22 protein-coding genes and 1 riboswitch are annotated in these 23,530 nt (G+C 36.1%); of the genes, 8 read left to right on the top strand and 14 right to left on the bottom strand.

The genetic code is table 11. The features are described from left to right. Positions 1–223 precede the first annotated feature (223 nt). The 3 genes from M1V25_RS02420 (at position 224) to M1V25_RS02410 (ending at position 2,111) form a co-directional block, all read left to right on the top strand. Positions 224–706 carry a DUF2062 domain-containing protein gene (locus M1V25_RS02420; protein ID WP_157966587.1) on the top strand — a complete coding sequence of 161 codons (483 nt, stop codon included), beginning with the start codon at positions 224–226 and terminating at the stop codon, positions 704–706. A 294-nt stretch (positions 707–1,000) separates the two neighbouring features. Next, positions 1,001–1,516 carry a hypothetical protein gene (locus tag M1V25_RS02415; RefSeq protein WP_498842328.1) on the top strand — a complete coding sequence of 172 codons (516 nt, stop codon included), beginning with the start codon at positions 1,001–1,003 and terminating at the stop codon, positions 1,514–1,516. A gap of 4 nt (positions 1,517–1,520) precedes the next feature. Further along, positions 1,521–2,111 carry an O-antigen ligase family protein gene (locus tag M1V25_RS02410; RefSeq protein WP_498842327.1) on the top strand — a complete coding sequence of 197 codons (591 nt, stop codon included), beginning with the start codon at positions 1,521–1,523 and terminating at the stop codon, positions 2,109–2,111. A gap of 6 nt (positions 2,112–2,117) precedes the next feature. Here the strand turns inward: M1V25_RS02410 and M1V25_RS02405 are convergent, their stop codons facing one another. From M1V25_RS02405 to M1V25_RS02385, 5 genes are all read right to left on the bottom strand, one after another. Continuing rightward, positions 2,118–2,552: a pilin gene (locus tag M1V25_RS02405; protein ID WP_116963703.1), complete on the bottom strand. Its 435-nt coding sequence runs from the start codon at positions 2,550–2,552 to the stop codon at positions 2,118–2,120. A 330-nt stretch (positions 2,553–2,882) separates the two neighbouring features. Beyond that, positions 2,883–3,764, bottom strand: a complete 882-nt coding sequence (locus M1V25_RS02400; RefSeq protein WP_498842326.1) for a 1-aminocyclopropane-1-carboxylate deaminase — start codon at positions 3,762–3,764, stop codon at positions 2,883–2,885. 36 nt (positions 3,765–3,800) lie between these two features. After that, a complete protein-coding gene (locus M1V25_RS02395; RefSeq protein WP_498842325.1) occupies positions 3,801–3,995 on the bottom strand; it encodes a rubredoxin in 195 nt (64 codons plus the stop codon). 90 nt (positions 3,996–4,085) lie between these two features. After that, positions 4,086–4,982: a 1-acylglycerol-3-phosphate O-acyltransferase, YihG family gene (yihG, locus tag M1V25_RS02390; RefSeq protein ID WP_498842324.1), complete on the bottom strand. Its 897-nt coding sequence runs from the start codon at positions 4,980–4,982 to the stop codon at positions 4,086–4,088. Positions 4,983–4,993: 11 nt separating this feature from the next. Next, positions 4,994–7,147: a DNA internalization-related competence protein ComEC/Rec2 gene (locus tag M1V25_RS02385; protein ID WP_498842374.1), complete on the bottom strand. Its 2,154-nt coding sequence runs from the start codon at positions 7,145–7,147 to the stop codon at positions 4,994–4,996. 206 nt (positions 7,148–7,353) lie between these two features. On the opposite strand from M1V25_RS02385, the gene M1V25_RS02380 reads away from it, so the two are divergent. Genes M1V25_RS02380 through M1V25_RS02365 form a run of 4 tightly spaced genes read left to right on the top strand, consistent with a single transcriptional unit; the run spans position 7,354 to position 12,130 of the window. Then, positions 7,354–8,514, top strand: a complete 1,161-nt coding sequence (locus M1V25_RS02380) for a saccharopine dehydrogenase family protein (protein WP_498842323.1) — start codon at positions 7,354–7,356, stop codon at positions 8,512–8,514. A gap of 31 nt (positions 8,515–8,545) precedes the next feature. Further along, positions 8,546–10,036 carry an L-piperidine-6-carboxylate dehydrogenase gene (amaB, locus tag M1V25_RS02375; protein ID WP_498842373.1) on the top strand — a complete coding sequence of 497 codons (1,491 nt, stop codon included), beginning with the start codon at positions 8,546–8,548 and terminating at the stop codon, positions 10,034–10,036. A gap of 3 nt (positions 10,037–10,039) precedes the next feature. Next, positions 10,040–10,843, top strand: coding sequence for a DUF1338 domain-containing protein (locus M1V25_RS02370; protein WP_116963698.1), 804 nt, complete (start codon positions 10,040–10,042; stop codon positions 10,841–10,843). Positions 10,844–10,852: 9 nt separating this feature from the next. After that, positions 10,853–12,130, top strand: coding sequence for an aspartate aminotransferase family protein (locus M1V25_RS02365; protein WP_498842322.1), 1,278 nt, complete (start codon positions 10,853–10,855; stop codon positions 12,128–12,130). A gap of 172 nt (positions 12,131–12,302) precedes the next feature. On the opposite strand, the gene M1V25_RS02360 is transcribed toward M1V25_RS02365, so the two are convergent. The 8 genes from M1V25_RS02360 to hfq form a co-directional block, all read right to left on the bottom strand. Beyond that, positions 12,303–13,469: a cation:proton antiporter domain-containing protein gene (locus tag M1V25_RS02360; RefSeq protein WP_116963696.1), complete on the bottom strand. Its 1,167-nt coding sequence runs from the start codon at positions 13,467–13,469 to the stop codon at positions 12,303–12,305. A 226-nt stretch (positions 13,470–13,695) separates the two neighbouring features. Beyond that, positions 13,696–14,850: a cation diffusion facilitator family transporter gene (locus M1V25_RS02355; protein WP_498842321.1), complete on the bottom strand. Its 1,155-nt coding sequence runs from the start codon at positions 14,848–14,850 to the stop codon at positions 13,696–13,698. A gap of 94 nt (positions 14,851–14,944) precedes the next feature. Further along, positions 14,945–15,568: a PQ-loop repeat-containing protein gene (locus tag M1V25_RS02350; protein WP_116963695.1), complete on the bottom strand. Its 624-nt coding sequence runs from the start codon at positions 15,566–15,568 to the stop codon at positions 14,945–14,947. A gap of 37 nt (positions 15,569–15,605) precedes the next feature. Then, a riboswitch (TPP riboswitch) is annotated at positions 15,606–15,710 on the bottom strand. 86 nt (positions 15,711–15,796) lie between these two features. Beyond that, positions 15,797–16,456 carry an HAD-IB family phosphatase gene (locus M1V25_RS02345; protein WP_498842320.1) on the bottom strand — a complete coding sequence of 220 codons (660 nt, stop codon included), beginning with the start codon at positions 16,454–16,456 and terminating at the stop codon, positions 15,797–15,799. 16 nt (positions 16,457–16,472) lie between these two features. Then, a complete protein-coding gene (hflC, locus tag M1V25_RS02340) occupies positions 16,473–17,369 on the bottom strand; it encodes a protease modulator HflC (RefSeq protein ID WP_116963693.1) in 897 nt (298 codons plus the stop codon). Next, on the bottom strand, positions 17,369–18,496 hold the full coding sequence (hflK, locus tag M1V25_RS02335; protein ID WP_116963692.1) for an FtsH protease activity modulator HflK: 1,128 nt from the start codon (positions 18,494–18,496) through the stop codon (positions 17,369–17,371). Before hflK ends, hflC begins: the two co-directional genes overlap by 1 nt. A 31-nt stretch (positions 18,497–18,527) precedes the next feature. After that, a complete protein-coding gene (hflX, locus tag M1V25_RS02330; RefSeq protein WP_116963691.1) occupies positions 18,528–19,826 on the bottom strand; it encodes a ribosome rescue GTPase HflX in 1,299 nt (432 codons plus the stop codon). A gap of 29 nt (positions 19,827–19,855) precedes the next feature. After that, positions 19,856–20,233 (bottom strand): RNA chaperone Hfq, encoded by a 378-nt coding sequence (hfq, locus tag M1V25_RS02325; protein WP_498842319.1) that lies wholly within the window; start codon positions 20,231–20,233, stop codon positions 19,856–19,858. Positions 20,234–20,671: 438 nt separating this feature from the next. On the opposite strand from hfq, the gene M1V25_RS02320 reads away from it, so the two are divergent. Next, positions 20,672–22,036 carry a D-alanyl-D-alanine carboxypeptidase family protein gene (locus M1V25_RS02320; RefSeq protein ID WP_498842318.1) on the top strand — a complete coding sequence of 455 codons (1,365 nt, stop codon included), beginning with the start codon at positions 20,672–20,674 and terminating at the stop codon, positions 22,034–22,036. 93 nt (positions 22,037–22,129) lie between these two features. Here the strand turns inward: M1V25_RS02320 and dnaB are convergent, their stop codons facing one another. Then, a complete protein-coding gene (gene dnaB / locus M1V25_RS02315; protein WP_116963688.1) occupies positions 22,130–23,530 on the bottom strand; it encodes a replicative DNA helicase in 1,401 nt (466 codons plus the stop codon).

Raw genomic sequence — 23,530 nt, 5'->3', positions numbered from 1 at the left:
TTAATATTTTTATGTTTAACACATAGACCCACAACATAGTCATAGAACATACCATGACCCTCGATTTTGTAAACCATGACAAAATACACAAAAAAGATGTTATTCGCAAGAATTTTCGCAACAATCATCACTCAAAAAAGCATCATTTTACCAGTAATTATAACGGCTTTTCAGCTTAGATTTTGCTATGATTGGCATTATGCTAATCACGGTCAGTTACTTCATGAGGCGAAAATTTCTACCGACAAAAGAAGAGCTTAAACAACATAAATGGTTGGGTTTCCTGCACAAGTATATGCACCATAATTTTCTATGGCATTTTGATCGCAATAGTGTAACTAAGGCGTGCATTGTTGGTGGCTTTATGTGCATGATGCCAATACCTTTTCAAATGGTGCCAGCTGCGATTTTAGCACTTACATTACGTGCAAATTTAATCATCACTATTGCTTTGGTGTGGATCAGTAATCCCATTACCATGCTACCGATGATGTATGGAGCATATTTATTTGGTTGCTTTATGATGGGTCAGACAGCCTTGTTTTATGAGGATAATTTTGCTTGGCATCATATAATCACTAATATCCATGCGATTTTCGTACCATTGATCCTTGGCTGCATCATTATTGGATTAGCATTTGGATTATTACTCTCAAGCATTGTTTGGTTAAGCTTCAATCTTTGGCGAAAATTCAAAAACCATTAAAAGCACATTCTCATCACCACAACAATTAACAGGAAAAAATAAAATGGAATATTTAAAAAATCATTTAAATTCGCCAAAAACAGAACATATTATTTATGGTGTGATACTAGCAGGACTTTTACTTATATTTTGGAATCCTGCAAACCTTTACTACAATGTTTCCCACAATGCACTTGATACATATGTTTTTCGAGGTTTTACATCATTATTTTGCTGGATCATCGTGTTGTCAACATTTTTAATTACTAGTGCTTCACACCACAATATTATTTCCAGTTTTTTATCATTATCTTTATGGACCAGATCCCTCATTGTAACCTTTTTTTTATTGGAATACTCTCTGCAAGTTTTGCTTTAAAAGCAGCGACTGCTTTTAAAGGTGTTTCAATCGACATTTCAATGCTCCTTGCTGTGTTATTTTTGGCAAATTACTTTAAGCGATTTCCTAATAATATCCGCTGGCTGATCGCTGTTGTGATTGTTTGTGCTATCAGCTATGTTTTTGTCTTATTATTTAAGCTCTATTTAGTGCATACGTACCTTCCAACCTCTGCCACCCAAACCAAATTTCAAGGAATGATCTTGCTCCAATTTAATTTTGCCAATCCTCGTTTTTTTGACCATTTCGCCACTTGGTTTTTACCTATTTTATGTCTAGCGTTATTAAGGAAGGATGATACAAAATTATTTAAGGCTTTAAGCTTTATCGCTATGTCATCTTTATGGTTTGTTGTAATTGCGCATAGCTCACTGCCCTTATCCTTGAGTATATCGTTATTTTTATTGTATACTTGGTATTTTAAATTATAAACTCATGCTTAAATTCATTAGTTGGCAAATATTAGCTGCTATTGTTGGAGCTATTTTATTCTATATCGTTCATCAAATCGTTGGCGGCAGCTCGATATTAGATCGAGCTTTTTTTGCCAATCAAGATCGCTGGGATTTATGGGCAAAATCTCTAGCACTTGCAGCGCATTATCCTTTGCTTGGCGTCGGAGAACTGAACGCTTTATATTATCTGCGTGATTATCCACACAATATTGTTTTAACTGTCGCCGCACAGTGGGGAATTATTGGTCTTACTTGCTTTCTATTAGTTGGCTTAAGGAGCTTTCGCCGTGCATGCGAATATATGAGAAGCTATAAACACTCAGCCTTATATTTTGTTGCTTTTGCTAGTGTACTTGCTGGAATGACACATGCTATGCTTAGCAATTTATTTAAATTACAACTTAGCCAATTTAGCATGATATTTGCAATGGGATTGCTATTGTCTTTTATGCCTCAAGTATTAGAACAAAATAGCCAAAAAAAATGCCACATGTTCTTTGTGGCACCTTTAATCATTACCATCCTTGCTATTCTTATTATTGTCCCTTTCTTTACAAATGTGACGTTCTAATTAAAATTAGAACTCAGCACATACATCTGCAACAGCAGCACTATTGATAGTTGTTGTACAGCCCCATGTTACACCGTTATTTGCAAAGGCTGGCGTTAAAGTAACTGTTTGGTTATTCAAGTTTGCACCATTACCAGCTGCACTATAGGTATAGGTAATCGCACCAGTACCAGAGTTAACAGCAACTGCACCATATTGACCAGTTTTAGCACTTCCATCGGTCGTAAAAGTTGCAGGAAGTCCTGCATTGGTGTTAATTTGTTCTGCGACGAATACTTTGTCAGAACCTAGAAAAGAATAGGCTTCCGATAATCGAGCACGTTCTGTATAACTCGTATACATCGGTATCGCAATCGCGGTTAAAATCGCAATAATTGCTATTACAATTAATAACTCAATTAGCGAAAAACCTTTTTGGTTCTTTTTCCTATTTACTTTCATCTTTCATTCTCCTATTAATTTTCCGTGGCACATAATTACATTATTACTTACTTGTATTGGCAAATGTAGACAAGCACTTTACTTTATGCAAGCAAGATATTGTTAAAAATAGAAATCTCGATGGTGCTTTAGTAAAGATCGAAAAAACATATTAACAATTAAGACTTTTACCATGTAAACGATCAAAAAAATACACAACCAAAATACTCTCCCCCCACTCCTTTTTGCTTTTTCTTGCACAAATTAATATAAAAGTCCTATTCTTCTGGGCATTTATCTATGTAAATAGATAGTAGTATATACTTTTTAAATTCAGATCACCACTATCCTTTAGTTAAAGCCTTGACTTATTTTGTTTTTTAAAAAATATTGATACCGCTTTAACATGCTTATATTACCTGTAACACCACCACAATGAACATAAATAATAGGTTTTTGCAACTGTTGGTAATGATCAAAAAGCACTTGCCATCCCAAAGGGTCATACAATAAATCAAACTCAATTCCAGTTTGCACTTTAAGGTGATTATACATTGCTAAATGCTCTTTATAACATTGACCGAAATGATATTTCCGTTTTGCATCTAATATTATTGGCATCTCACCAGTATTCTTTGCAAGTGACTTCATTTGAGCTAATAAATATTCTTTATCTCCAACACATGGTGTGGTGTAAAGCAAATAAGATTTCTTTAGGTGTTTACGCAAATAAAACGCACTTACTCCCGTACCTGAGGCAATAAAAATACTGCCCTTACTTGCAGCGATATTTTCAAAATAATTATTGATGTGATCCGCACAAATTTTAAGTCCAACTTCAGCTTCTTGCTGCGCTCCCCCTTGGGTAAGCAACAGTACTTGAGAGTTATTTCGATAATTTTCCATCAACTTATCTTTATTTAAATAGTCCTTTTCATAAACTTTCATTCCCAAATTACATGCTACACGTAGATTTCCGTTTGGGTTGTCTTTCAATGCTCTTGGTAATGGCTTAAGCCAATAATCAAATTGCAGTTGATTCAACCGACAAAACTGTGCCACTGCTAACATATAATTTGACTGTGCCCCACCAAATGAGACTATCTTAGTTAGACTTGGATGATATTTAAGATGGTCAATCAACCAATAGAGTTTATATGCCTTATTCCCTGAAAATAATCGATGAATTACATCATCACGCTTAACTATTACGCTTAAGCCATCAACAATCACTTCTTGAAATAGGGGGGTACTAAAAACAAAAATGAGCTATATCTCCATCATTTCAAAATCTTCTTTACCTACACCACAATCGGGACATTGAAAATCATCAGGCACATCTTCCCACTTAGTACCTGGATGAATACCATCTTCTGGCCAGCCTTCTGCCTCATCATAAATCCAGCCACAAACAACACACATATATTTTTTGTATTCTAGCTCTGACATATCCTTACTCTTCATACCACTTACCAACGTAGCTTATATTCACTTAACTGGGTTCTTGAATTCTGCCGCACATCTTACTGCTTTGAACTCATAATGTTAAGTCATTTAATCACTCATTTTTTGTGCCATAATACTTTCAATAAGCACATCCTTATCTTGCCAAAGTGTATTTAACCACACTTGAAAAGCATACTTTGCCTGCTCATTGTCATAATAGTTTTGATAGGGAATTGTTTTAGGATCAATCAACTCAACATGAATATCAACCTCTGGAATCACGCCACACAAAAAATCCCAAAAACTACAATTTTCATACGGATAAACAATTGTTACATTTAAGATTCCTCTTATTTTATCACCCAAAACATCCAATGCTAAGGCAACACCACCTGCTTTAGGATTAAGGAGATACTTAAATATTGCTTGTTGCTTATCACGTTTATGTTGTGTAAAACGTGTTCCTTCAACAAAGTTTACCACCGAGACATGTCGATTTTTAAAGCGCTCACATACATGTTTAGTCTCTCGCAAATCTTGTCCTTTTTTCTCAGGATGCTTCGTCAAATAATGTTTTGAATAGCGTTTCATCAGTGGAAAGTCAAGTGCCCAGCAAGCTAAACCAATGATTGGTACATATATTAATTCCTTTTTCATAAAAAATTTAGCAAATGGAATTTTGCCTAAAAATATCTGCTGCAATACAACAATATCTAACCAGCTACGGTGATTACTTAAGATTAAATAAGAGCTATAGATTGTAAAACTTTGATAACCACTAAGGTGATACTTCGTTGGCAGCAATATACGACTGACTTTGTTATTAACACCCATCCACATTGTAGCTAAAGCTACTAATATTTTACCAATTGTATTTTGCCAGTAACTAATTGGAATTAGCTTCAAAATGGAACATAGTATAACTGGCACAGCCATTACAAGTGTGTTGATTACCAACAAAATTAATAGCATAACACCAATTACAATATGTTTAACTTTCCTCATGCTGACTCTCGTTATTTTTCTGTTTCAATTTCAAGCTCTCCATTATCTTTGAATATCGCTGTTATTGCACCATTTTGTGCTGTATTTAAAATTTTCGCACCAATGTTAAGGTAAGCCTGGACAACTTCATTATGAGGATGCTTAAATCCGTCATGACCTGAGCTGCTAAAAATAACATATTTTGGACCCACAGCTTCAATAAACGCCTTTGAAGATGAGCTACCACTGCCATGATGAGGAGCAACAAGCACTATAGATTTTAATTGGTTATGATATTGCTTTAATATATAACGCTCCGCCGTTTTATAAATGTCTCCTGTCAACAGCATGCTTTTATCATCAAAACTTATTTTAAGCACACAGGATCCGTTATTGCCTGTTAAGTGATTGGCAGTTAAAAACTCAAAGACCACACCATCTTGCAACCACCTCTTGCCTGCTGTACAAATACTATTGTTGATTTCAGAAAGTTTTTCATTGGCGATCACTTGATCGACATTAAAACTTGCCAACACATTTTCTATTCCACCGCTATGATCTTTATCTAAGTGGCTAATAATTAATGCGTTAATTGTATGTACCCCTTGGTTTTTCAGATAAGGAATAAGAGTATGATTTGCAAGCACAAATTTGTGCCTACCAGCACCTGCTGTATCATATACAACAACTGCATTTTTTGTCTGGATGACCACAGCTAAACCATGACCAACATCCAACACGGTCACCTTCGCACCAACGTCAAACGGTAAAGTATTTTTCTGCCACAATGCTAAAAACAAAGTCAGCCCAAGCACACGAAAGTACCAAGAAAGCGGTAAAAACAAAATTAACATTCCCATAATTGCAGCTAAAACCGCCAAAAGTGAAATGCTATGCCAGGAAAAAAACAACATATAAGTCGGTAACACATCTAGCCAGACAATTAGCGCTTTTATCAAGTATGCACTTATGGACCATAACGTAATACCAAAGAATGAGAGCATTAAATTGAGAAACAAACTCGGCACAATCAAAAAACTCACCAATGGAATAGCTACTAAGTTTGCCACTACACCAATCAAGGTAAAACCCTGAAACCAATATACTGTCAATGGAATTAGCAGCAACATCAGTAAAAACTGAATCAAAACATAACGCTTGAATTTAGGCATATAAAGCAGCAATCGATTAATTATGATTAAAAAGAAAACCGCCATAAAAGATAGCCAAAAACCAGGCGCTAAAATTGATAAAGGATTCCATAAAACAATGATAATTGCTGCAATAATGAGCACATTCAAACCATTTATCTTACGATTTGTCATAAGTGCTAAAGAAAAAATAAGCACCATAATAAAAGCACGCTGTGTTGGAATTGCAAACCCTGCTAATAGACTATATAAGAATGCACTAACAACCGCAGCAACTAACGCCACCTTTTGTGCAGGCAGCCATTGACACAATACAATAGATAACGACCATAAAACACGAACAAACACAAATGCAAATAGAGCAATCATTCCGATGTGTAAACCAGAGATTGCAATTAAATGTGATGTACCTGTTTGTTGAAATACCCGTTTATCCTCTGTAGTGAGTTCATTTCGATTACCAATTAAAAGTGCACTGGCTAATGCTCGAATCGAAATATCTTTAATATGATGATTCAACGTTTTTTGAATGTTATAACGCAAACGTTCAATAAGATAATTGTAATCCATACCGTGAAATTGCACGTTTTCTGTTGTTACAACATAACCCACGGCTTTAATACCCTGATGCTTAAGCCAAGTGACATAACTAAACACTCCTGGATTACTATAACCTTCTGGGTATTGTAATTTAACGGTAAAACGCCATCTTGTGCCCGGCGTTAATCGCCAACTTTTTAAGTTTTTATTTGGATAAACACTTAGCTGTACTAAACCATCGTTCGTTGCAAACAAAAACTTACTCACTGATTTATCTTGGTCAATTAAGCTTGCAACAGTTCCTACTAGTATTATTTTTTTATCAACTTTATCTTCAGGATACACTTGCTCATAATCATAAAGCACCCACATACCATGTAAGGTAATAATGATAAGTAAACCAATAATTCCCACATTTATCCAACGAGTGCGCACAATTGAACCACAACTAAAGACTTTGTTATATAAAAAGCATAGTTGATATTTTTTGCATATAAGCGTTTTTTAAAGTAATGAGCTGTGATTTTATTGCAACAATAATATAGTTATATAAAATATCTTCACACCTAGTTATAAAATATAGCAAAATGGATTTAAACCCAAATATTTATGATTTTTAATATCATCACTTCACACCATTATTAAAAGGGGATAAAAGTGCACGATGCAAAGCATTAATCTAATGATAAAGGAGAACTATAATGATCAATATATTAATTTTTGGCAGTGGCAGAGTAGGTCTTTTAACAGGAGCAATTCTGGCTTCTAGCAAAGATTATCATGTTCATATTGCCGATGTTCAGGCAGATAGAAAGCAGCTACACCTTGGTGAAAATGCTCACAATCTCAAACACTGTATTTTGGATATCAATAACACTGAAAACGTCAAAAGCTATGTTCAAGAACATGATATTCATGCACTTACCGCAGCTCTTCCATACTTCCTTACTAAAAAAGTCGCTGAAATTGCCAAAGTTTGTAATACACATTACTTTGATTTAACGGAAGACGTTGAAACCACTAAATATGTTGAAACACTAGCGAAAAATACCGATAAAGTATTTGCACCTCAATGTGGACTTGCGCCTGGCTTTATAAGTGTTGTCACCAATGATTTAGTGAAACAATTTGATGAAGCTGAAACCGTAAAAATGCGTGTTGGTGCTCTACCTGTTAATATTAGTCATCCTCTCCAATACGCACTTACGTGGTCAACTGAAGGTCTAATCAATGAATATGTTAAACCATGTGAAGCTATTCGTGATTATAAAAACGTGACTATTGAACCACTTGATGATTTGGAAACCATTAAAATCGATGGTTTGACTTATGAAGCTTTTAACACATCTGGTGGCATTGGCTCGTTAAAAGACACATACAAAGCAAAAGTTCGCAATATTAATTATAAGAGTGTACGCTATCCAGGACATTGTGAGAAATTACGCTTTTTGATCAATGACTTAAAACTAAGAGACAAACAAGAGCTTCTATGTGAGATTTTTAATAATTCCATCCCGCGCGTTGAAGATGACGTTGTTTTGGTGTATGTTTCTGTTGAAGGCAAGATTAATGGTGTATACCATGAACGCCATTTTGCTAAGAAGTATCATTCTCAAGAAGCCTTTGGTCAAAAATGGAGTGCACTTCAGTTAACCACTGCTTGTGGAATATGTGTTACTATTGACCTTGCTATCAAACATAAGTACTTCGCACCTGGATTTGCCAAACAAGAAGACATTAACTTAACCCAAATGATGGATAACCGATTTGGTCACTACTACCGCTATAACTTTCTTGATGGAATTAAAAGCCCAAAGTTAATCACAAAAAGTACAGCAAACAATAAACTTGAAGTGATTTAAATCTAAGTAGGAGAAATGAATGACAACTTGTATGACCAGCTATACTGAAAAACTGACACAATATGCCTCCAAATATCAAACAAGTGAGTATATTGAAAGCTATAATCCTGCCAATAATGAGATTTTAGCCAAGGTGCCAAGCTTAGGACTCAACCACCTAAACCAAACCATCCAAGAAGCTCATGCTGCATTTTTAAAATGGCGTAAAACTCCAGCACCTAAGCGTGCTGAACTTGTACGCTTAATCGGTGAAGAATTAAGAAAAAATAAAGATCAATTAGGCAGTCTCATATCACTTGAAATGGGTAAATCTAAACAAGAAGGTGATGGTGAAGTGCAGGAAATGATAGATATGGCAGACCTTGCCGTAGGTCAAGCTCGCATGCTTTATGGCAAAACAATGCACTCAGAGCGTCCTGATCACAGAATGTTTGAACAATGGCATCCACTAGGTGTTGTTGGTGTAATATCAGCCTACAATTTCCCAGTTGCTGTTTGGTCATGGAACGCTTTTATCGCTGCCATCTGTGGTAACACTGTTGTTTGGAATCCATCACCTAAAACACCTTTATGTGCTTTAGCTGTTCAAGAGATTTGTGATCGTGTGACTCAAGCATATAACTTCCCAAATGTGTTTAGTTCTGTCGTATCGAAAAGCATTGATGTTTCTAAAGCACTTGTTAATGATACGCGTATTGCGCTTTTATCGTTTACAGGTTCAACCAAAGTTGGGCGTGAAATTGGCGCACAAGTGGCAAAACGCTTTGGCAAATCTTTACTTGAACTAGGCGGCAACAATGCAGCTATTATTGATGAATCAGCTGACCTTAAGCTTGCCATTCCTGCTGTAGTATTTGGTGCAGTTGGCACAGCGGGTCAGCGTTGCACCTCATTACGGAGATTACTAGTGCATAAAAACATCTATCAAGATGTTATTAAGCGCTTACAAAACGCCTATAAACAAATCACGGTAGGCGACCCACTTGACACCAAAAATTTAATGGGGCCATTAATCGACCAAAACTTAGTTGAAGTATATAAAAAAGCAGTTGCGTGTGCTAAAACTCTAGGTGGAAACATTTTATTTGGTGGTAATGTGATTAATAAACCTGGTAATTACGTTGAACCAACCATTATCGAAGTGAAACCTGATTGGGATATCGTTAACCAAGAAAATTTTTGTCCAATTTTGTTTATCATGCCATTTGAGAACATTGACGAAGCCATTTCTATCAACAATCAAGTTGACCATGGTTTGTCTTCGGCAATCTTTACTCAACGCATTGATCACTCTGAAAAATTCTTGTCTTACGCTGGCAGTGATTGCGGCATTGCCAACATAAATATTGGCACTTCAGGTGCTGAAATTGGTGGCGCATTTGGTGGGGAAAAACATACAGGTGGTGGTCGTGAGGCTGGATCTGATGCTTGGAAAACCTATATGCGTCGGCAAACCGTAACCATCAATTGGAGCAACTCCTTACCACTTGCTCAAGGTATTAAATTTTCACTCGAGGATTAAGTTATGTCTCAAATCGCAATTTTAGAAAGGTTATGGCAACAATATGTTGATGCAAACCCACACGTACAAGAGATCTATAATCTTTTTTACGATCACAACACTTCAGTGATTAACGATCATATTGCACTGCGCACTATTAATGATCCACGCATTGATATTGAAGTATTAGCTAAACCATTCATCGCGGAAGGGTATTTTGAAAATGGAGAGTACCATTTTAAAACTAAAAAGCTTTATGCAAAACACTATGAGCATAAAGATCCAACGCAGCCAAAAATCTTTATTAGTCAATTACTTTTAGAATCATTTACTCCATTTACCCAACAAACTATTAAAGCCTGCATTGATAAAATTGACTCGAAACTCTTAGTAAATCGAGAAAAACTTGTTTCAGCTGGTAATTGCTGGGGTCAACCAAGTCACCCAACTTATGAAAAGCTATTAGCTGAATCAGAATATGCTGCATGGTTTTATGTATTTGGCTTTAGAGCCAATCATTTTACAGTGTTTATTAACGCTTTGAACCAGTTTAATGAAATATATGAGGTCAATAACTTCTTGAAGAAACATGGTTTTGCACTTAATACTTCGGGTGGTGAGATCAAAGGCACACCAGGTGAGTTACTAGAGCAATCCAGCACAAAATCAGGAATGGTCATAGTTGACTTTGTTGAAGGCAAAAAAGAAATTCCTTGCTGTTATTATGAGTTCGCTAAACGTTATCCTGATCATACTGGTAGACTCTATCAAGGATTTGTTGCTGCCTCTGCCGATAAAATCTTTGAAAGTACCAACGTCAATCCTTAAGGGAAACTTATGAATAGTCATGATAGTCTATGGCACATTCGTCAAAGTGAAGTGCCACTTGCACTTGCCAACAACACCCACCTTTGCGTTAAAAAAGCTCAAGGAAGTGTGCTCATCGATATAAATGATAAACAATATATCGACTTTGCCGCAGGCATTGGTTCAATGAATATTGGTCACAACCATCCAAAAGTAGTTAAAGCCATCATTGAACAAACACAAAACTACATTCAACCTTGTTTTCATATCATGGTTCATGAACCGTACCTTCAATTAGCAAAAAAGCTAAACAGCATAACACCCGGGGAGTTTCCCAAGCAAACCATGCTATGCAATAGCGGTGCAGAAGCCGTTGAAAATGCGATAAAAGTTGCGCGCTTCTCAACAGGGCGCTCTGCTATTATTTGCTTTGATGGCGCCTTTCATGGGCGCACATTTATGAGTATGAGTTTAACAGCCAAAGTTAAACCATATAAATACGGCTTTGGTGAATTGTTTAATAATATTTATCGCTTAGCTTATCCTAATGTGCATACTTCTATTGAGAAATTAAAATCTCAATGGCAAGACTTAATTACTAATCAGGTGGCTGCTGAAAATATTGCAGCCATTATTATTGAACCACAGCTAGGTGAAGGTGGCTTTATTCCAGCAAGCATTGAAGCAATGCAATATCTACGCACATTATGTAATCAACATGGTATTGTTTTTATTGCCGATGAAATCCAAAGTGGCTTTTGTCGTACTGGTAAAATGTTTGCTATGGAGCATTATCATGTAGCTCCTGATATTTTAGTGATGGGCAAATCATTAGCATCTGGTTTACCACTTAGCGCGTTAACAGCTAGAAAATCATTATTTGACAAACTGCCTACTGCATCGCTAGGTGGTACGAACTCAGGCAATCCTATTGCTTGCGCTGCAGCACTTGCCTCACTTGAAGTATTTGAAGAAGAAAACCTTGCCCAAAAAGCGCAAGCAATAGGTCAAACTTTACGAGAGTTTTTTATTGCTCAACGCTTCAAGCATCACTTTATTGGTGATATTCGTGGACTTGGAGCAATGATTGGTATTGAGTTTATCAACGATAAAAACACACCGAACCCAGACTTGTTAAAAGTATATATTAAAAATTTACTAGATGAGGGGTTAATTTTGCTAAGCTCAGGTAGCCAAAAAGAAGTTTTACGTTTACTTCCACCTTTAAATACAACCGATGCACAATTAGAAAAAGCTTGCAATATCATGGAAATTGCACTTAATCGTACTGTCATGTCTCAAAAATAACTTGAGTCTATGAGTTTATATCAAAAATATAATTCAATTCTATCTTTAGTCCTTATTATCCTATTTAATTTGAATTTATTCAGGGAAAAATGAAGCTCTCTTTAGGAAACCCCTAAAATAAAACTAAAGAATTGGAATTCAAATAAACTTAGACATAACAATGACAAAAATATTAATCACGTCGTAATCGATCTGAAACAGCAATTGGGCTTGGATAAGTCAATACAACAATATAAGACGATACAATAAAGCTTAATATTGCTACTGCCTCAACAATAATTTCGGAGCTATTAGTAGCAACCCCTGCTGTAGTTGCTAATGAAATTAACATCAATGAGAACTCACTGCCCTGACCAAGCCGCATGCCAATTTCAAACGATTCCTTTGGCGTTTCACGTACTAACCATAATGTGACGAAATGTAGGATGGGTTTTAATACTAAAATCAGTACAGTCAATGCCAATACCACACCCCAAACAGATGTTAACAACCCAATCTGAAACCCAGCACCCACTGAGAAGAAAAACAAAATTAAAAAGAAATCTCGAAGCGGCTTTAAGTTCTCATAAATATATTTAGCAATCGGAGAACTTGCAACAATCACACCAGCAATAAAAGCACCAATTTCATTAGATAGCCCAAATACGATCGCAAGTTGCGCCATTCCAATACACCAGCCAATCGATAATAAGAAAATATATTCCTGAAAGCGGCTAAAACGTCTAAACAAACTAAACAAAAAGTACTTTTGAGCAAGATACCCCACTCCACCCAATACTGGCAATGCAAGTAAAAGCTTTATAAGCGAGAATAAATTAAAGCTTTCTGTTTGTGATGACCAAAGACTAATAAAGGTTAACATCAAAATTGCTATTAAGTCTTGAACCAATAAAATTGCAATCACCAGTTCGCCCAATCGTTTATGATGTAAAGCCGTCGTTGGTAATAATTTCAAACAGATAATTGTGCTTGAGAAGATCAAAGCCGCTCCAATAATAAAGCCTTGAGCACCAATACCAAAAGCGTGACAAATCACAACTGTTGCAACAATAAAAACAATGCTACTGGTAATAGACACAAAAAGCGCCTTACCTAGCATTTTGATCATACTTTTAATTTCAAGGTTAAGACCAAGCAAAAATAACAAAAACATAATACCAATATCTGAGGTCTCTTGAATAGTTGTTGTGTCACTAATAAGTCCTAAGCAATGAGGACCAACAACTATACCCAAAACGATATAGGCAACAATGATTGCTTGACGTGTATAAAGTGCTAAAGTTGCAAAAACTGATGCACCAAAAAAAACCAAAAAAAATACAAATATTAAATTATGCATCGCTATTTTTATCCCTACTATAACCTTAAGTTTTACAATTTATCACCATTGTCTTCTCTGAACACAAATTTATTTACCCGCTTGCATTTAAAAAAACCATCTTGCTAAACCCTAACTTCCCATCTATTCACCTACAAAGATAAGAAACGTATGAGTTTTTGTTTGTTTAGCTTTGAACCTCATAAGCCCCGTGCGTAGCTAAAATCGGTTTGTAAAGCTGGGTAGTTTATTTTTCTTCTTGCACAGAATGCAACATGAAAAGCTTAATAATTGTTGTCATACCCTCAATCTTAAAGCTTTCAAGATTTGCATCCACTAACGCTCGCTTACAAGCTGCTGGCGCCAATAAGTATAACTCAATCTTCTTAGAGTAGTAATAAACAAACAATTCAATTTGATGTAAATTAACATTTTGATGATTTTGTCCTAGGTAGACTTCGAGTTGGCGCATAATTTCCGTGCGATTAGGTGGCATGTCTTTTGGATCAACGATTTGTTCTGGATGCTCTGCTACATCCACATGCACCGTGATATCTTTTATATTTTCAATTTTAAGTGCTAATGCACCACGCACATGTTCTGCTACATAGTGTCCTTCTGATGCTGTTATGTGTGAATCAACTAAAACATGTACATCCAAAATGATCTGTCCTGCCATCTTACGTGTGCGCAAACAGTGAAACCTTTTAACACCATCAACTTTAGCAATTGTTTCCTCAATTTTATGTAATATCTCTTCATTAACTCCAGTATCGACTAATTCAGATAACGCTTTATAACACCATTCAACACCCATTTTCCCAATCATAATCGATACAATAATTGCTGCCAGTGAATCCATCCACGTAACACCTAACGTCGTACCAATTAACCCAATCAATACCACAACAGATGACCACATATCTGATCGGCTATGCCACGCATTTGCACGCAGTAAATCTGAACCAATCCGATTTGCTGTCACCATAATATAACGAAACAATCCTTCATTTGCCACAATTGAAAAAATAGCGGCGTAAATGGTCCACTGATCAGGAATGATTAACTCACCTATAAACCAATTTTGTATAGAGTGATAACTAATAAGAAGTGCAATCACAATCAACATAATTGACAAGACCACTGTCGCTAATGTTTCTATACGTTCATGCCCATAAGGATGATTGTAATCGGCCCCTTTATTGGCATGCTTGGTGGCAAATAATACCATGATGTCACTTAATAAATCTGAGAATGAATGTATACCATCTGCAAACAAAGCGGGTGATCGACCAATCAAACCAATGACCATTTTTAATGCCGCTAATAAAGTATTAACAAACATACTAGTGATGGTAACCTTTTTGCTTGCTCGATAACGCTCTATTTCAGAAATAACCATATTATTGCGTTTCCATTTTAATAGGATTAGTTGCCAGCATACTGTTTTTCATTCATTTGTATACTAAAATCCAACATATAGCACTGAACTGGTACTAATCAATAATCATTCTCAAGCGTTGGTAGTAGTAATATTGACCAACCACAATGAATAATAAACTTAAAATTAAAATTGGACTCAATAAACTAGGTAATGGCCATCCAAAACTAAGTGCTGATATTTCATCACAAAGCAAAGCAATAATATTTAGTAATAAAAACCATACACTAAAAGCACTGGCATTTTTTTCTTTTATATTTTTAACGATTTGTGGCAACCAGTGCACTGCGTAGCAAAACATACTTATAAATCCTATTTTTTGTAATACTTTAGGACCTAATATATTGAAAATTGCAAATATTATACCTAAAATAACAATTGTTAAAATGACAATATGAAATCGATATATTTTCTGCTGACTATCTCTATATATCTGCCATTGTTGAAATAGTAAACATAACAAAATAGACATCGTGACAGTACGATATTGCCATTGCAAATTAAAACCAAAACCGTATATAAGATCAAGCGTATTTGCAACAATCATAAGTGTTTGATTACTATGACTAATATATCCTGCTTGGCATTTAATCTGGTTATAAATAATTTGTGGTAAGAAATAAGTACAATAAATAACGAATGATATATTAATGCTAATATAACCAATGTATTCCATCATGCCTCCTATAATTTAAGTATAGAAAGCTGCAAACCATAACGAAAAGGGTACAACTTCCTACGCTAGTATTAACTAGTTCAGGTACAAAGGGTTAGGAATGACCTTCTCAGCAAACGTTAAGCTTGCACCCCTGTTGCAACTTCAGATTGTAGTGAAAAAACTAATTAAGTTCAAATGGATTTCTTAGAACATGATGAAATTGGGCTTCTTTTGAGTCAAAATACTTCTTTAAAGTTGAAGTAGGACTCTTAATTCTTCAGTTGAATTAGCATAATATGGTGCCAAGTTAATCACTTTACGGCGTTTGACGTGTTCAGTATAGACAATAAAGTCATCTGCAATTCTTGCTCGATAGAGTTCAAAATCCGTAAATCCGTCACCTATAACTACTGTTTTTCCTTTGAGTTTATGCTTAATTTTTTGTGCGCCAACTAATTTAGAATCACAAAAACCGTTATCGTTATTAAGGCTCTTAAAAACACCTTGTTCATCCCAATTGAGTTCAACAGCAAAAACATAGTTTTGATTGATATGTAAAGTCTGAGAAAAAGGAAGTATGAGCTCTTTAAAACCGCCACTAATAATAAAAACTTCCACACCCATGCGCTGCAAATCGATAATAAGCGCCTCTATACCAAAAGTAAACGCACTCGGACAATATTGAGCTGCAAACCAGTTTAATGCGGCTTTTGTTGGCTTGGCTATCTGTAATCGTCGATCCAAACTTTCTCTAAAGCTAATCTCGCCATTCATACCTGCTTCAGTTAAACCTTCAATTGCCTTAATTTTATTTTCATCACCATTTAGTAAATTCTTCATAATAAGCTCAAGTGATTCAAAACGAATTAAGGTTGAATCAAAGTCAAAGATAACGTTGTTATAAAGCACAAGTATTCCTTTATTTTTAAGCTGAAGTCAAAGCTCCACTATTAAAGTACTTAAAGAATTCACCTTGTGGTTTGAGGATAAAGACATCGTCTTTTTTACCACTAAAGCTTATTTGATAAGCCTGCATAGTACGCCAAAAGTCATAAAACTTCTTAGACTGCCCATATGTCTCTGCATAGATTTGAGCTGCTTTAGCATCTGCCTTTGCTTTTATCTCTTTTGCATCACGATCAGCTTTAGCAAGAGTAATGGTAACTGTTGCATCTGCATCAGCGCGAATCGATTCAGATAATTGTTCCCCTTGAGCACGAATAGAAGCTGCTACTTTTTGACGCTCAGAACGCATTCTTTGATAGATTGAATCAGTAACTGTTTCAGGTAGGTCAATCTGTTTAATTCTCACATCAACGACATCAATACCAATTTTCTTTGCTTGATCTTGAACACTCCTAGTTAAAGTTTGCATAAGCTGATCACGTTCATTATTAATCAAACCTTGAATATCAATTTTACCGACCTCTGCACGCAGGGATGCTTCTAGAAACTGTTTTAACAATAATTCAGCACGTGAATCGTTACCAGATACACTACGGTAAAACTGGGAAATATTAATAATCTTCCACTCCAAATACGCATCAATAATTACATCTTTTTGCTCATTGGTTACCACGCGTGATGAATCTACTATTAATGTGCGCAAACGCATATCATAGGTCTTTATCTGTTCAATCAGTGGGATTTTAAAGTTTAACCCAGGCGTATAGACTTTGACTTGACCATCTTTTGTTTGATTGAGCTCCCCAAGTCTTAAAATCACTGCTTCATTTCCTTGATTAACACGAAAAAGCAAACTAAATAACAACAACAATACTACAATAATAACGACGATCAAACTCATTAATTTATTGCTCATTAGCGACCTCCTTGGACAGTTGAGGATAAGGCCACAGGCGATAATTTATCACCATAAAAGATATTTTTAGCACCATCGCCATCAACAATATACAGTTTGTTATTTTTAAATATATTTTCCATCGTCTGATAATATAGCTGGCTTTCGATAATATTTGGGTTTTGCTGATATACTGGCAATAATTGGCTAAAGTTTGCCACATTACCTTGCGCTTCTAACACTACTTTTTCTTGATATGCACGCGCTTCATCCAAAATACGTTGTGCTTTACCTTTAGCAACGGGGACAACTTTATTAGCATAGCTTTGTGCCTCGTTTTGAATGCGTTCACGATCTTCACGCGCTTTGATCACATCATCAAATGCACTTTTGACCTCCGATGGAGCTTGTGCAGGCTGCATAATCACCTCACTAACTAAAATACCTGTTTGATATTTTTGAAGTAATTTTTCTAACTCTTTTTGTACTTCTAAGGTAATCTGAGTTCTAGAAGTTGTTAAGATTTTCTCAAGTTTATTTTCACCAACTACTTGACGAACAGCGCTCTCAAGCGATTGTCTTAAGATAAGCTCAGGATTATTTGTTGCAAATAAATATTTTTCTAAATTTGCAATGCGGTATTGAACTGAAAACGATACATGAACAATATTCTCTTCAGAAGTCAGCATCTGCTTATCCAATTTTATTGTATTTAATACCTCAACGTCTTTCTTGATCACACTAACAAAACCAGGTGGATGCCAGTGCATGCCTGACCCTTCGACAGATGAAAATTTACCAAAGGCCAACACTGCTGCTTGTTGTGCTGGTTGTACAACATAAATTCCCATTGCAGCCCATACAACAATAATAGTCACTGCTACACCAACTATAATTCTCTTAACTGGCAAGGGTTTTTGCTGACTTACGTTTCGTGAGTAAATGCTACGATTGTTATCTTTTTTAGGCGGCTCTGACCCTTGACCGTTCCCACCAATATTTGGACTAGGTGAGTCATTAGATGAATGATTGGAATCATTCCCTTGGTTTGATTTACGACCCTTGCCTAAAAATCGGCGAATCGCTTCCTCCAGATCAGGTGGTCCTTGGTTGAAAACTTTATTAAGTGATAAAAACTTAAATGCCATCGATACTACTTTAGGTTTCTCTTTCAGTGCGCTAATGGTGACTAAATTTTGCTATTAACTCAAGTTTATTGTGTGCGCAAATTTCATCAAAATCGCTTTTTGCAATGTGTAAAGCTAATTGATACTCTCCACTGTCACTTATTGTCTCTTTTTCAACAGCCCCTAGCTGATATAGTTCTGCTCTTACTTTGGCGTGCTTGGTGGACAATACCAACACGCCTTTTAACCATTGTTGATTAAAATATTTGGCAACTGCTTCATATAGAAATTGAATACCTTGTCCTGTTTGCGCGGATAAATAGACATCTGCCGGCTTATCTTTATGATAAATGATATGTGCTTTAACATCCTCTAAACGATCTATTTTGTTATAGACTTGTATAATTGGTTTATCAGCAGCATGAATTTGTTCCAACACCAAATGTACCTGCTCAATATAAGCGCGATGATGTTCATCAGCATAATCAATTACATGAACGAGTAAATCTGCTTCAATTGCTTCTTCTAAGGTTGCATGAAATGCTTCGACAAGATTATGCGGTAAATTACGAATAAAACCTACCGTATCCGATAATACTACCTCACCTAATTTTGGAATTATTACTTTGCGAAGTGTGGGATCCAATGTTGCAAAGAGTTGATCTTTTGCTAGTACTTGTGCACCACTTAATTTATTAAATAGCGTCGATTTTCCAGCATTGGTATAACCGACAAAGGCAATTGTTGGAACGGCATTTTTTTGTCGAGCAGTACGACTTAAAGCGCGTTGCTTTTTGACTTTTTCTAAACGCTTCTCAATTTGGGCAATTTTTTGACGCAACATTCGTCTATCTAGCTCTAATTGGGTTTCGCCAGGTCCTCCACGCATACCAATTCCACCTTTTTGACGCTCCAAGTGTGTCCAACCACGCACCAAACGTGTAGCAACGTAGTTTAATTGTGCAAGTTCAACTTGTAGCTTTCCTTCATGAGTTTGAGCACGTTGTGAGAATATCTCCAAAATCAAACGCGTACGATCAATGACTTTACAATTTAATGCTTTTTCGATATTACGCTCTTGAGAAGGTGTGATCGCATGGTTAAAAACCACAAGATCAATCTGATTATTATCAATGATTTTTTTGATTTCATCGAGTTTACCACTACCACAAAAATACTTAGGATCTGGTAAGCTTCGTTTAGCACAGACCGTTGCAGAAATTTGCCAATTTGCAGCATGAACAAGACCATTTAGCTCAGAAAGCTCTGCGTTCAACTCAGGTTTAGATGAAAAATTAATATCAATTAGTAGGCAGTTCTCACCTACCTCATAGTCATGAAAGATCTCCAAAGAAAAGAGCTCCTTAGTGATTAAAAGGGTTAAATTTGAGTATTTTGTTGTATTGGATGTTTGTTGTACTCTTGTATTTCTTCAACATCTGTATCATAAGATTCTTCATATACATTTTCTTCGATTCCATCAAAGTCTTCTTCTTGATCAGTGTTATTATGCTGGTGGCTATGGTTTGGATTATAGTTACTATAAACTAAGCGCACAGCTTTAGCAGGTACAACAGTTGAAATCGCATGCTTATAAACCATCTGATTAACGCTATTGCGTAACACAATAGCAAATTGGTCAAATGCTTCTATGATGCCTTGCAATTTGATCCCATTGACTAGATAAATTGACACTGAAATTTTTTCTCTTCTGAGTGCATTTAAGAACGGATCCTGCAAGGACGGGATTCTAGACATAGTATTATCCTCTTTATTTTTTTAATTGTTTAATAGTTTTATTTTTAAAATGGTTATACAGCACAGATTGTTACTGTGGATGGCATTCTATCACCAATATAGGCAAGAAAAAAGTAGAACACCAAAAGCCGCAATAAAAAAATAAATAGTAAAAACCTACACTTTGTAAACGGCGCTTTGTCTTCTATTTTTGTGTAATTGTAAAGTAAAATGCTTTGATAAAGCATAAATTGATTAATTATTAGTTATTTTAACTCTAAAATTTCTTACAAAAAACACATCTCAAATTTCTAAAATTGTTTGAATTTTTGGGGAATTTTTAGGGTATATCCCATATAAAAACACATAAAATGCAAAGCAAGAAAATCTGTAAAATGGGTTGTGAGTGGTATATAATGCCTTCAAAAATCACTGCATGTCAATTTCCTATAGGTAATAATGATGTTTAATATTAAAAAAGTCTCCGTATTTCTGCTTTCTGCTTCATTTATGGTTCAGCTTAAACCTGCACTTGCAAATCAAACTAATACACCACCTACCTCTGGTGAAATAACAACTCAACCTAATACCTATGGTGCAGCTTCAGTTAATTATATGGGTGTTCCACTCAATGCTTATGGTGCTGTTTCTTCCAGTGCGAATGTACCATTTGAAGTGCAGGTTCCACCTATACCAAGTGATCTCAAACTACCTGATGTCACACCTGCCACCGAAATTTGGAAAAATCAAGTAGTCACTCCACCAATGCTAAACGTTAAAGGTTATCTTCTTATCGATGCTAAAACAGGGAACGTATTAGCCGAAAAAAATGCTAATTTGCGTGTAGCTCCTGCTTCTTTAACCAAAATGATGTTGTTGTACATCGCTGAGCAACGCCTTGCTTCTGGCAATTTAAAACTCAATCAAGAGGTTAAAGTCCCTGCTGTAGCATGGCACACTGCAGGCTCTAGCATGCACTTAAAAGCAGGACAAAAAGTCACCATTCAAGACCTGCTTGAAGGCACAATTGTTGCCTCAGGAAATGATGCTGCGGTAACGCTTGCAATGGTCATTGCAGGCACGCAGGAAGGTTTTGTTAACATTATGAACTTCACTACTAATAAACTTGGAATGAACAACACTCATTTTAGCAATGTCATGGGTTTACCTGCACCCAACTTATACACCTCAGCGCGTGACATTGCTGTATTGGCTCAACATATCATCTATGACTACCCACAATACTACCACTATTACAAAATGGATAGCGTTAGCATGAATGGTTTTGTCACGCGAAATTATAATAAATTATTAGAAATTTACCCTTATGCTGATGGTATTAAAACAGGATCAACCGATTCTGCTGGCGATTCCTTGGTATCTTCTGCAGTTAAACCAGATCATGATCGTTTGATTGCTGTTGTTATGGGTTCAACCAGTCTACTGCAAAGCGCACGTGATAGCCAAACGCTATTAGAGTATGGTTTCTCTAATTTTCAAACAAAAACCTTTTATCCTGCCTATTATGTACTTGGTGATATTCGTGTCTATAAAGGTGCTGAAGGCATGGTTGACATTGGAGTACAACAACCAATTACGGTCAGCTTCCCACATGATGTGAATGCCAAGGATATTCAATTTGTATTACACAAAAACCCTAAAGGTTTGGTAGCACCCATCCAAGCTGGCACACCAGCAGGTAGTGTTGATATGACATATAAAGGGAAAGTAATTCAAACCTTCCCAGTTTTAACATTAAAAGGCGATTCAACCGGTTCATTATGGCAACGATTGAAAGACACCGTTTTATTGTGGTTTGCTTAAGCGACTACGTTAGATATAGTTTTAAAGCACCCTTAAAGAATATAAGTAGAGTGCCTTCATAAGCAGCTTCATCTTGAAAACAGATACAATAGGTTAATAAATTCCTATTGGCACGGCTTGCTCAAATGTAAGGTCAGCAAAGCGACAAAAACGACCCTCAAAGTGAACTTTGATGCTGCCAATAGGACCATTACGCTGTTTACCAATAATTATTTCTCCTAATCCTTTATTATCCTCTTTATCCTTGTGATAGACTTCATCGCGATACACAAACATAATCACATCAGCATCTTGCTCAATTGCTCCAGAGTCACGTAAATCTGACATCATTGGACGCTTATCCGCACGATCATCTACCCCACGATTAAGTTGAGATAACGCAACTACTGGCACATGCAGCTCTTTAGCAAGTGATTTTAAGGCGCGTGAAATCTCGGAAACCTCTTGTGTTCGATTATTCTCATAACCTGGTACTTTCATCAGCTGTAAATAGTCAACCACAATCATGCTAAGCCCATTATGTTCTTTATAAACTCTACGAGCACGCGAACGCATTTCCGAAGGCGAAAGACCAGCACTATCATCAATGTGCATATTAAAATCTTTTGATAACACTTCCATTGCTGTTGTAATTTTTGCCCAATGTTCATCTTCTAAACGACCATTTCTAAGTGCATTCTGTTCCACACGACCCAGTGATGAAATCATTCTTAATACAATGTCTTCTGCTGGCATCTCTAAACTAAATACAAGCACTGGTTTTTCTGCGCCTCTGGCAACGTTTTCAGCTAAATTCATAGCAAACGTCGTTTTACCCATCGATGGGCGACCAGCGACGATAACTAAATTTGCTGAATGCAGACCAGAAGTCAATTCATCTAAATCAGTAAACCCAGTTGAAATGCCAGTAATACCATCACTTGCTTCCATCATTGCATCAATCCGATCAATTACACTTGGAATGATCTCACGAATCGCCCTTGGTCCATCACCTTTTTGAATGTCGGTTTCAGCAATTGCTAAAATCTTTTGCTCAGCGACATCTAAAATCTCACCTACCTTACGTCCTTGTGGCGTGTAAACCATATTAGCAATATCAGTTGCAGTATTTAATAACACGCGTAATTTTGCACGTTCTTTAACAATCTCAGCATAGGCAACAATGTTGGCAGCAGTAGGTGTGTTTTTAGTAACTTCAGCTAAATAGTGCAAGCCACCTGCCTGTTCTAACAGTTTTTCATTTGAAAGTGCATCACTGAGGGTGATAATATCAAACGGTACTCCTTGCTGAATCAGCTTTTGCATTTGATGGAAGATAATACGATGTTGTGTGCTGTAAAAATCATCAGAAATTAAGATTTCTTCAACCTTGGTCCATGCTTCATTATCTAAAATAAGTCCACCAATGACAGAGCGTTCAGCATCAATTGAAGAGGGTGGTCGCTTGATATTTTCTAGTTGATGTGTTAGAGATATAGCTTCATCTGGATACAT

The sequence above is a fragment of the Candidatus Nebulibacter yamunensis genome (assembly GCF_024208055.1).
In the GTDB taxonomy this organism is placed as follows: domain Bacteria; phylum Pseudomonadota; class Gammaproteobacteria; order Francisellales; family Francisellaceae; genus Caedibacter; species Caedibacter lacustris.
Note: the sequence above shows the minus strand (reverse complement) of the source record. Positions and strands in the feature narration are given on the sequence as shown.

Excerpts from the sequence above, each read along its gene's own strand:
- M1V25_RS02420 (WP_157966587.1), top strand. The coding sequence starts at position 224 with ATGAGGCGAAAATTTCTACCGACAAAAGAAGAGCTTAAACAACATAAA.
- M1V25_RS02415 (WP_498842328.1), top strand. The coding sequence starts at position 1,001 with ATGGACCAGATCCCTCATTGTAACCTTTTTTTTATTGGAATACTCTCT.
- M1V25_RS02410 (WP_498842327.1), top strand. The coding sequence starts at position 1,521 with ATGCTTAAATTCATTAGTTGGCAAATATTAGCTGCTATTGTTGGAGCT.
- M1V25_RS02405 (WP_116963703.1), bottom strand. The coding sequence starts at position 2,552 with ATGAAAGTAAATAGGAAAAAGAACCAAAAAGGTTTTTCGCTAATTGAG.
- M1V25_RS02395 (WP_498842325.1), bottom strand. The coding sequence starts at position 3,995 with ATGAAGAGTAAGGATATGTCAGAGCTAGAATACAAAAAATATATGTGT.
- yihG (WP_498842324.1), bottom strand. The coding sequence starts at position 4,982 with ATGAGGAAAGTTAAACATATTGTAATTGGTGTTATGCTATTAATTTTG.
- M1V25_RS02380 (WP_498842323.1), top strand. The coding sequence starts at position 7,354 with ATGATCAATATATTAATTTTTGGCAGTGGCAGAGTAGGTCTTTTAACA.
- amaB (WP_498842373.1), top strand. The coding sequence starts at position 8,546 with ATGACCAGCTATACTGAAAAACTGACACAATATGCCTCCAAATATCAA.
- M1V25_RS02370 (WP_116963698.1), top strand. The coding sequence starts at position 10,040 with ATGTCTCAAATCGCAATTTTAGAAAGGTTATGGCAACAATATGTTGAT.
- M1V25_RS02365 (WP_498842322.1), top strand. The coding sequence starts at position 10,853 with ATGAATAGTCATGATAGTCTATGGCACATTCGTCAAAGTGAAGTGCCA.
- M1V25_RS02360 (WP_116963696.1), bottom strand. The coding sequence starts at position 13,469 with ATGCATAATTTAATATTTGTATTTTTTTTGGTTTTTTTTGGTGCATCA.
- M1V25_RS02355 (WP_498842321.1), bottom strand. The coding sequence starts at position 14,850 with ATGGTTATTTCTGAAATAGAGCGTTATCGAGCAAGCAAAAAGGTTACC.
- M1V25_RS02350 (WP_116963695.1), bottom strand. The coding sequence starts at position 15,568 with ATGATGGAATACATTGGTTATATTAGCATTAATATATCATTCGTTATT.
- hflC (WP_116963693.1), bottom strand. The coding sequence starts at position 17,369 with ATGAGCAATAAATTAATGAGTTTGATCGTCGTTATTATTGTAGTATTG.
- hflK (WP_116963692.1), bottom strand. The coding sequence starts at position 18,496 with ATGGCATTTAAGTTTTTATCACTTAATAAAGTTTTCAACCAAGGACCA.
- hfq (WP_498842319.1), bottom strand. The coding sequence starts at position 20,233 with ATGTCTAGAATCCCGTCCTTGCAGGATCCGTTCTTAAATGCACTCAGA.
- M1V25_RS02320 (WP_498842318.1), top strand. The coding sequence starts at position 20,672 with ATGATGTTTAATATTAAAAAAGTCTCCGTATTTCTGCTTTCTGCTTCA.
- dnaB (WP_116963688.1), bottom strand. The coding sequence starts at position 23,530 with ATGTATCCAGATGAAGCTATATCTCTAACACATCAACTAGAAAATATC.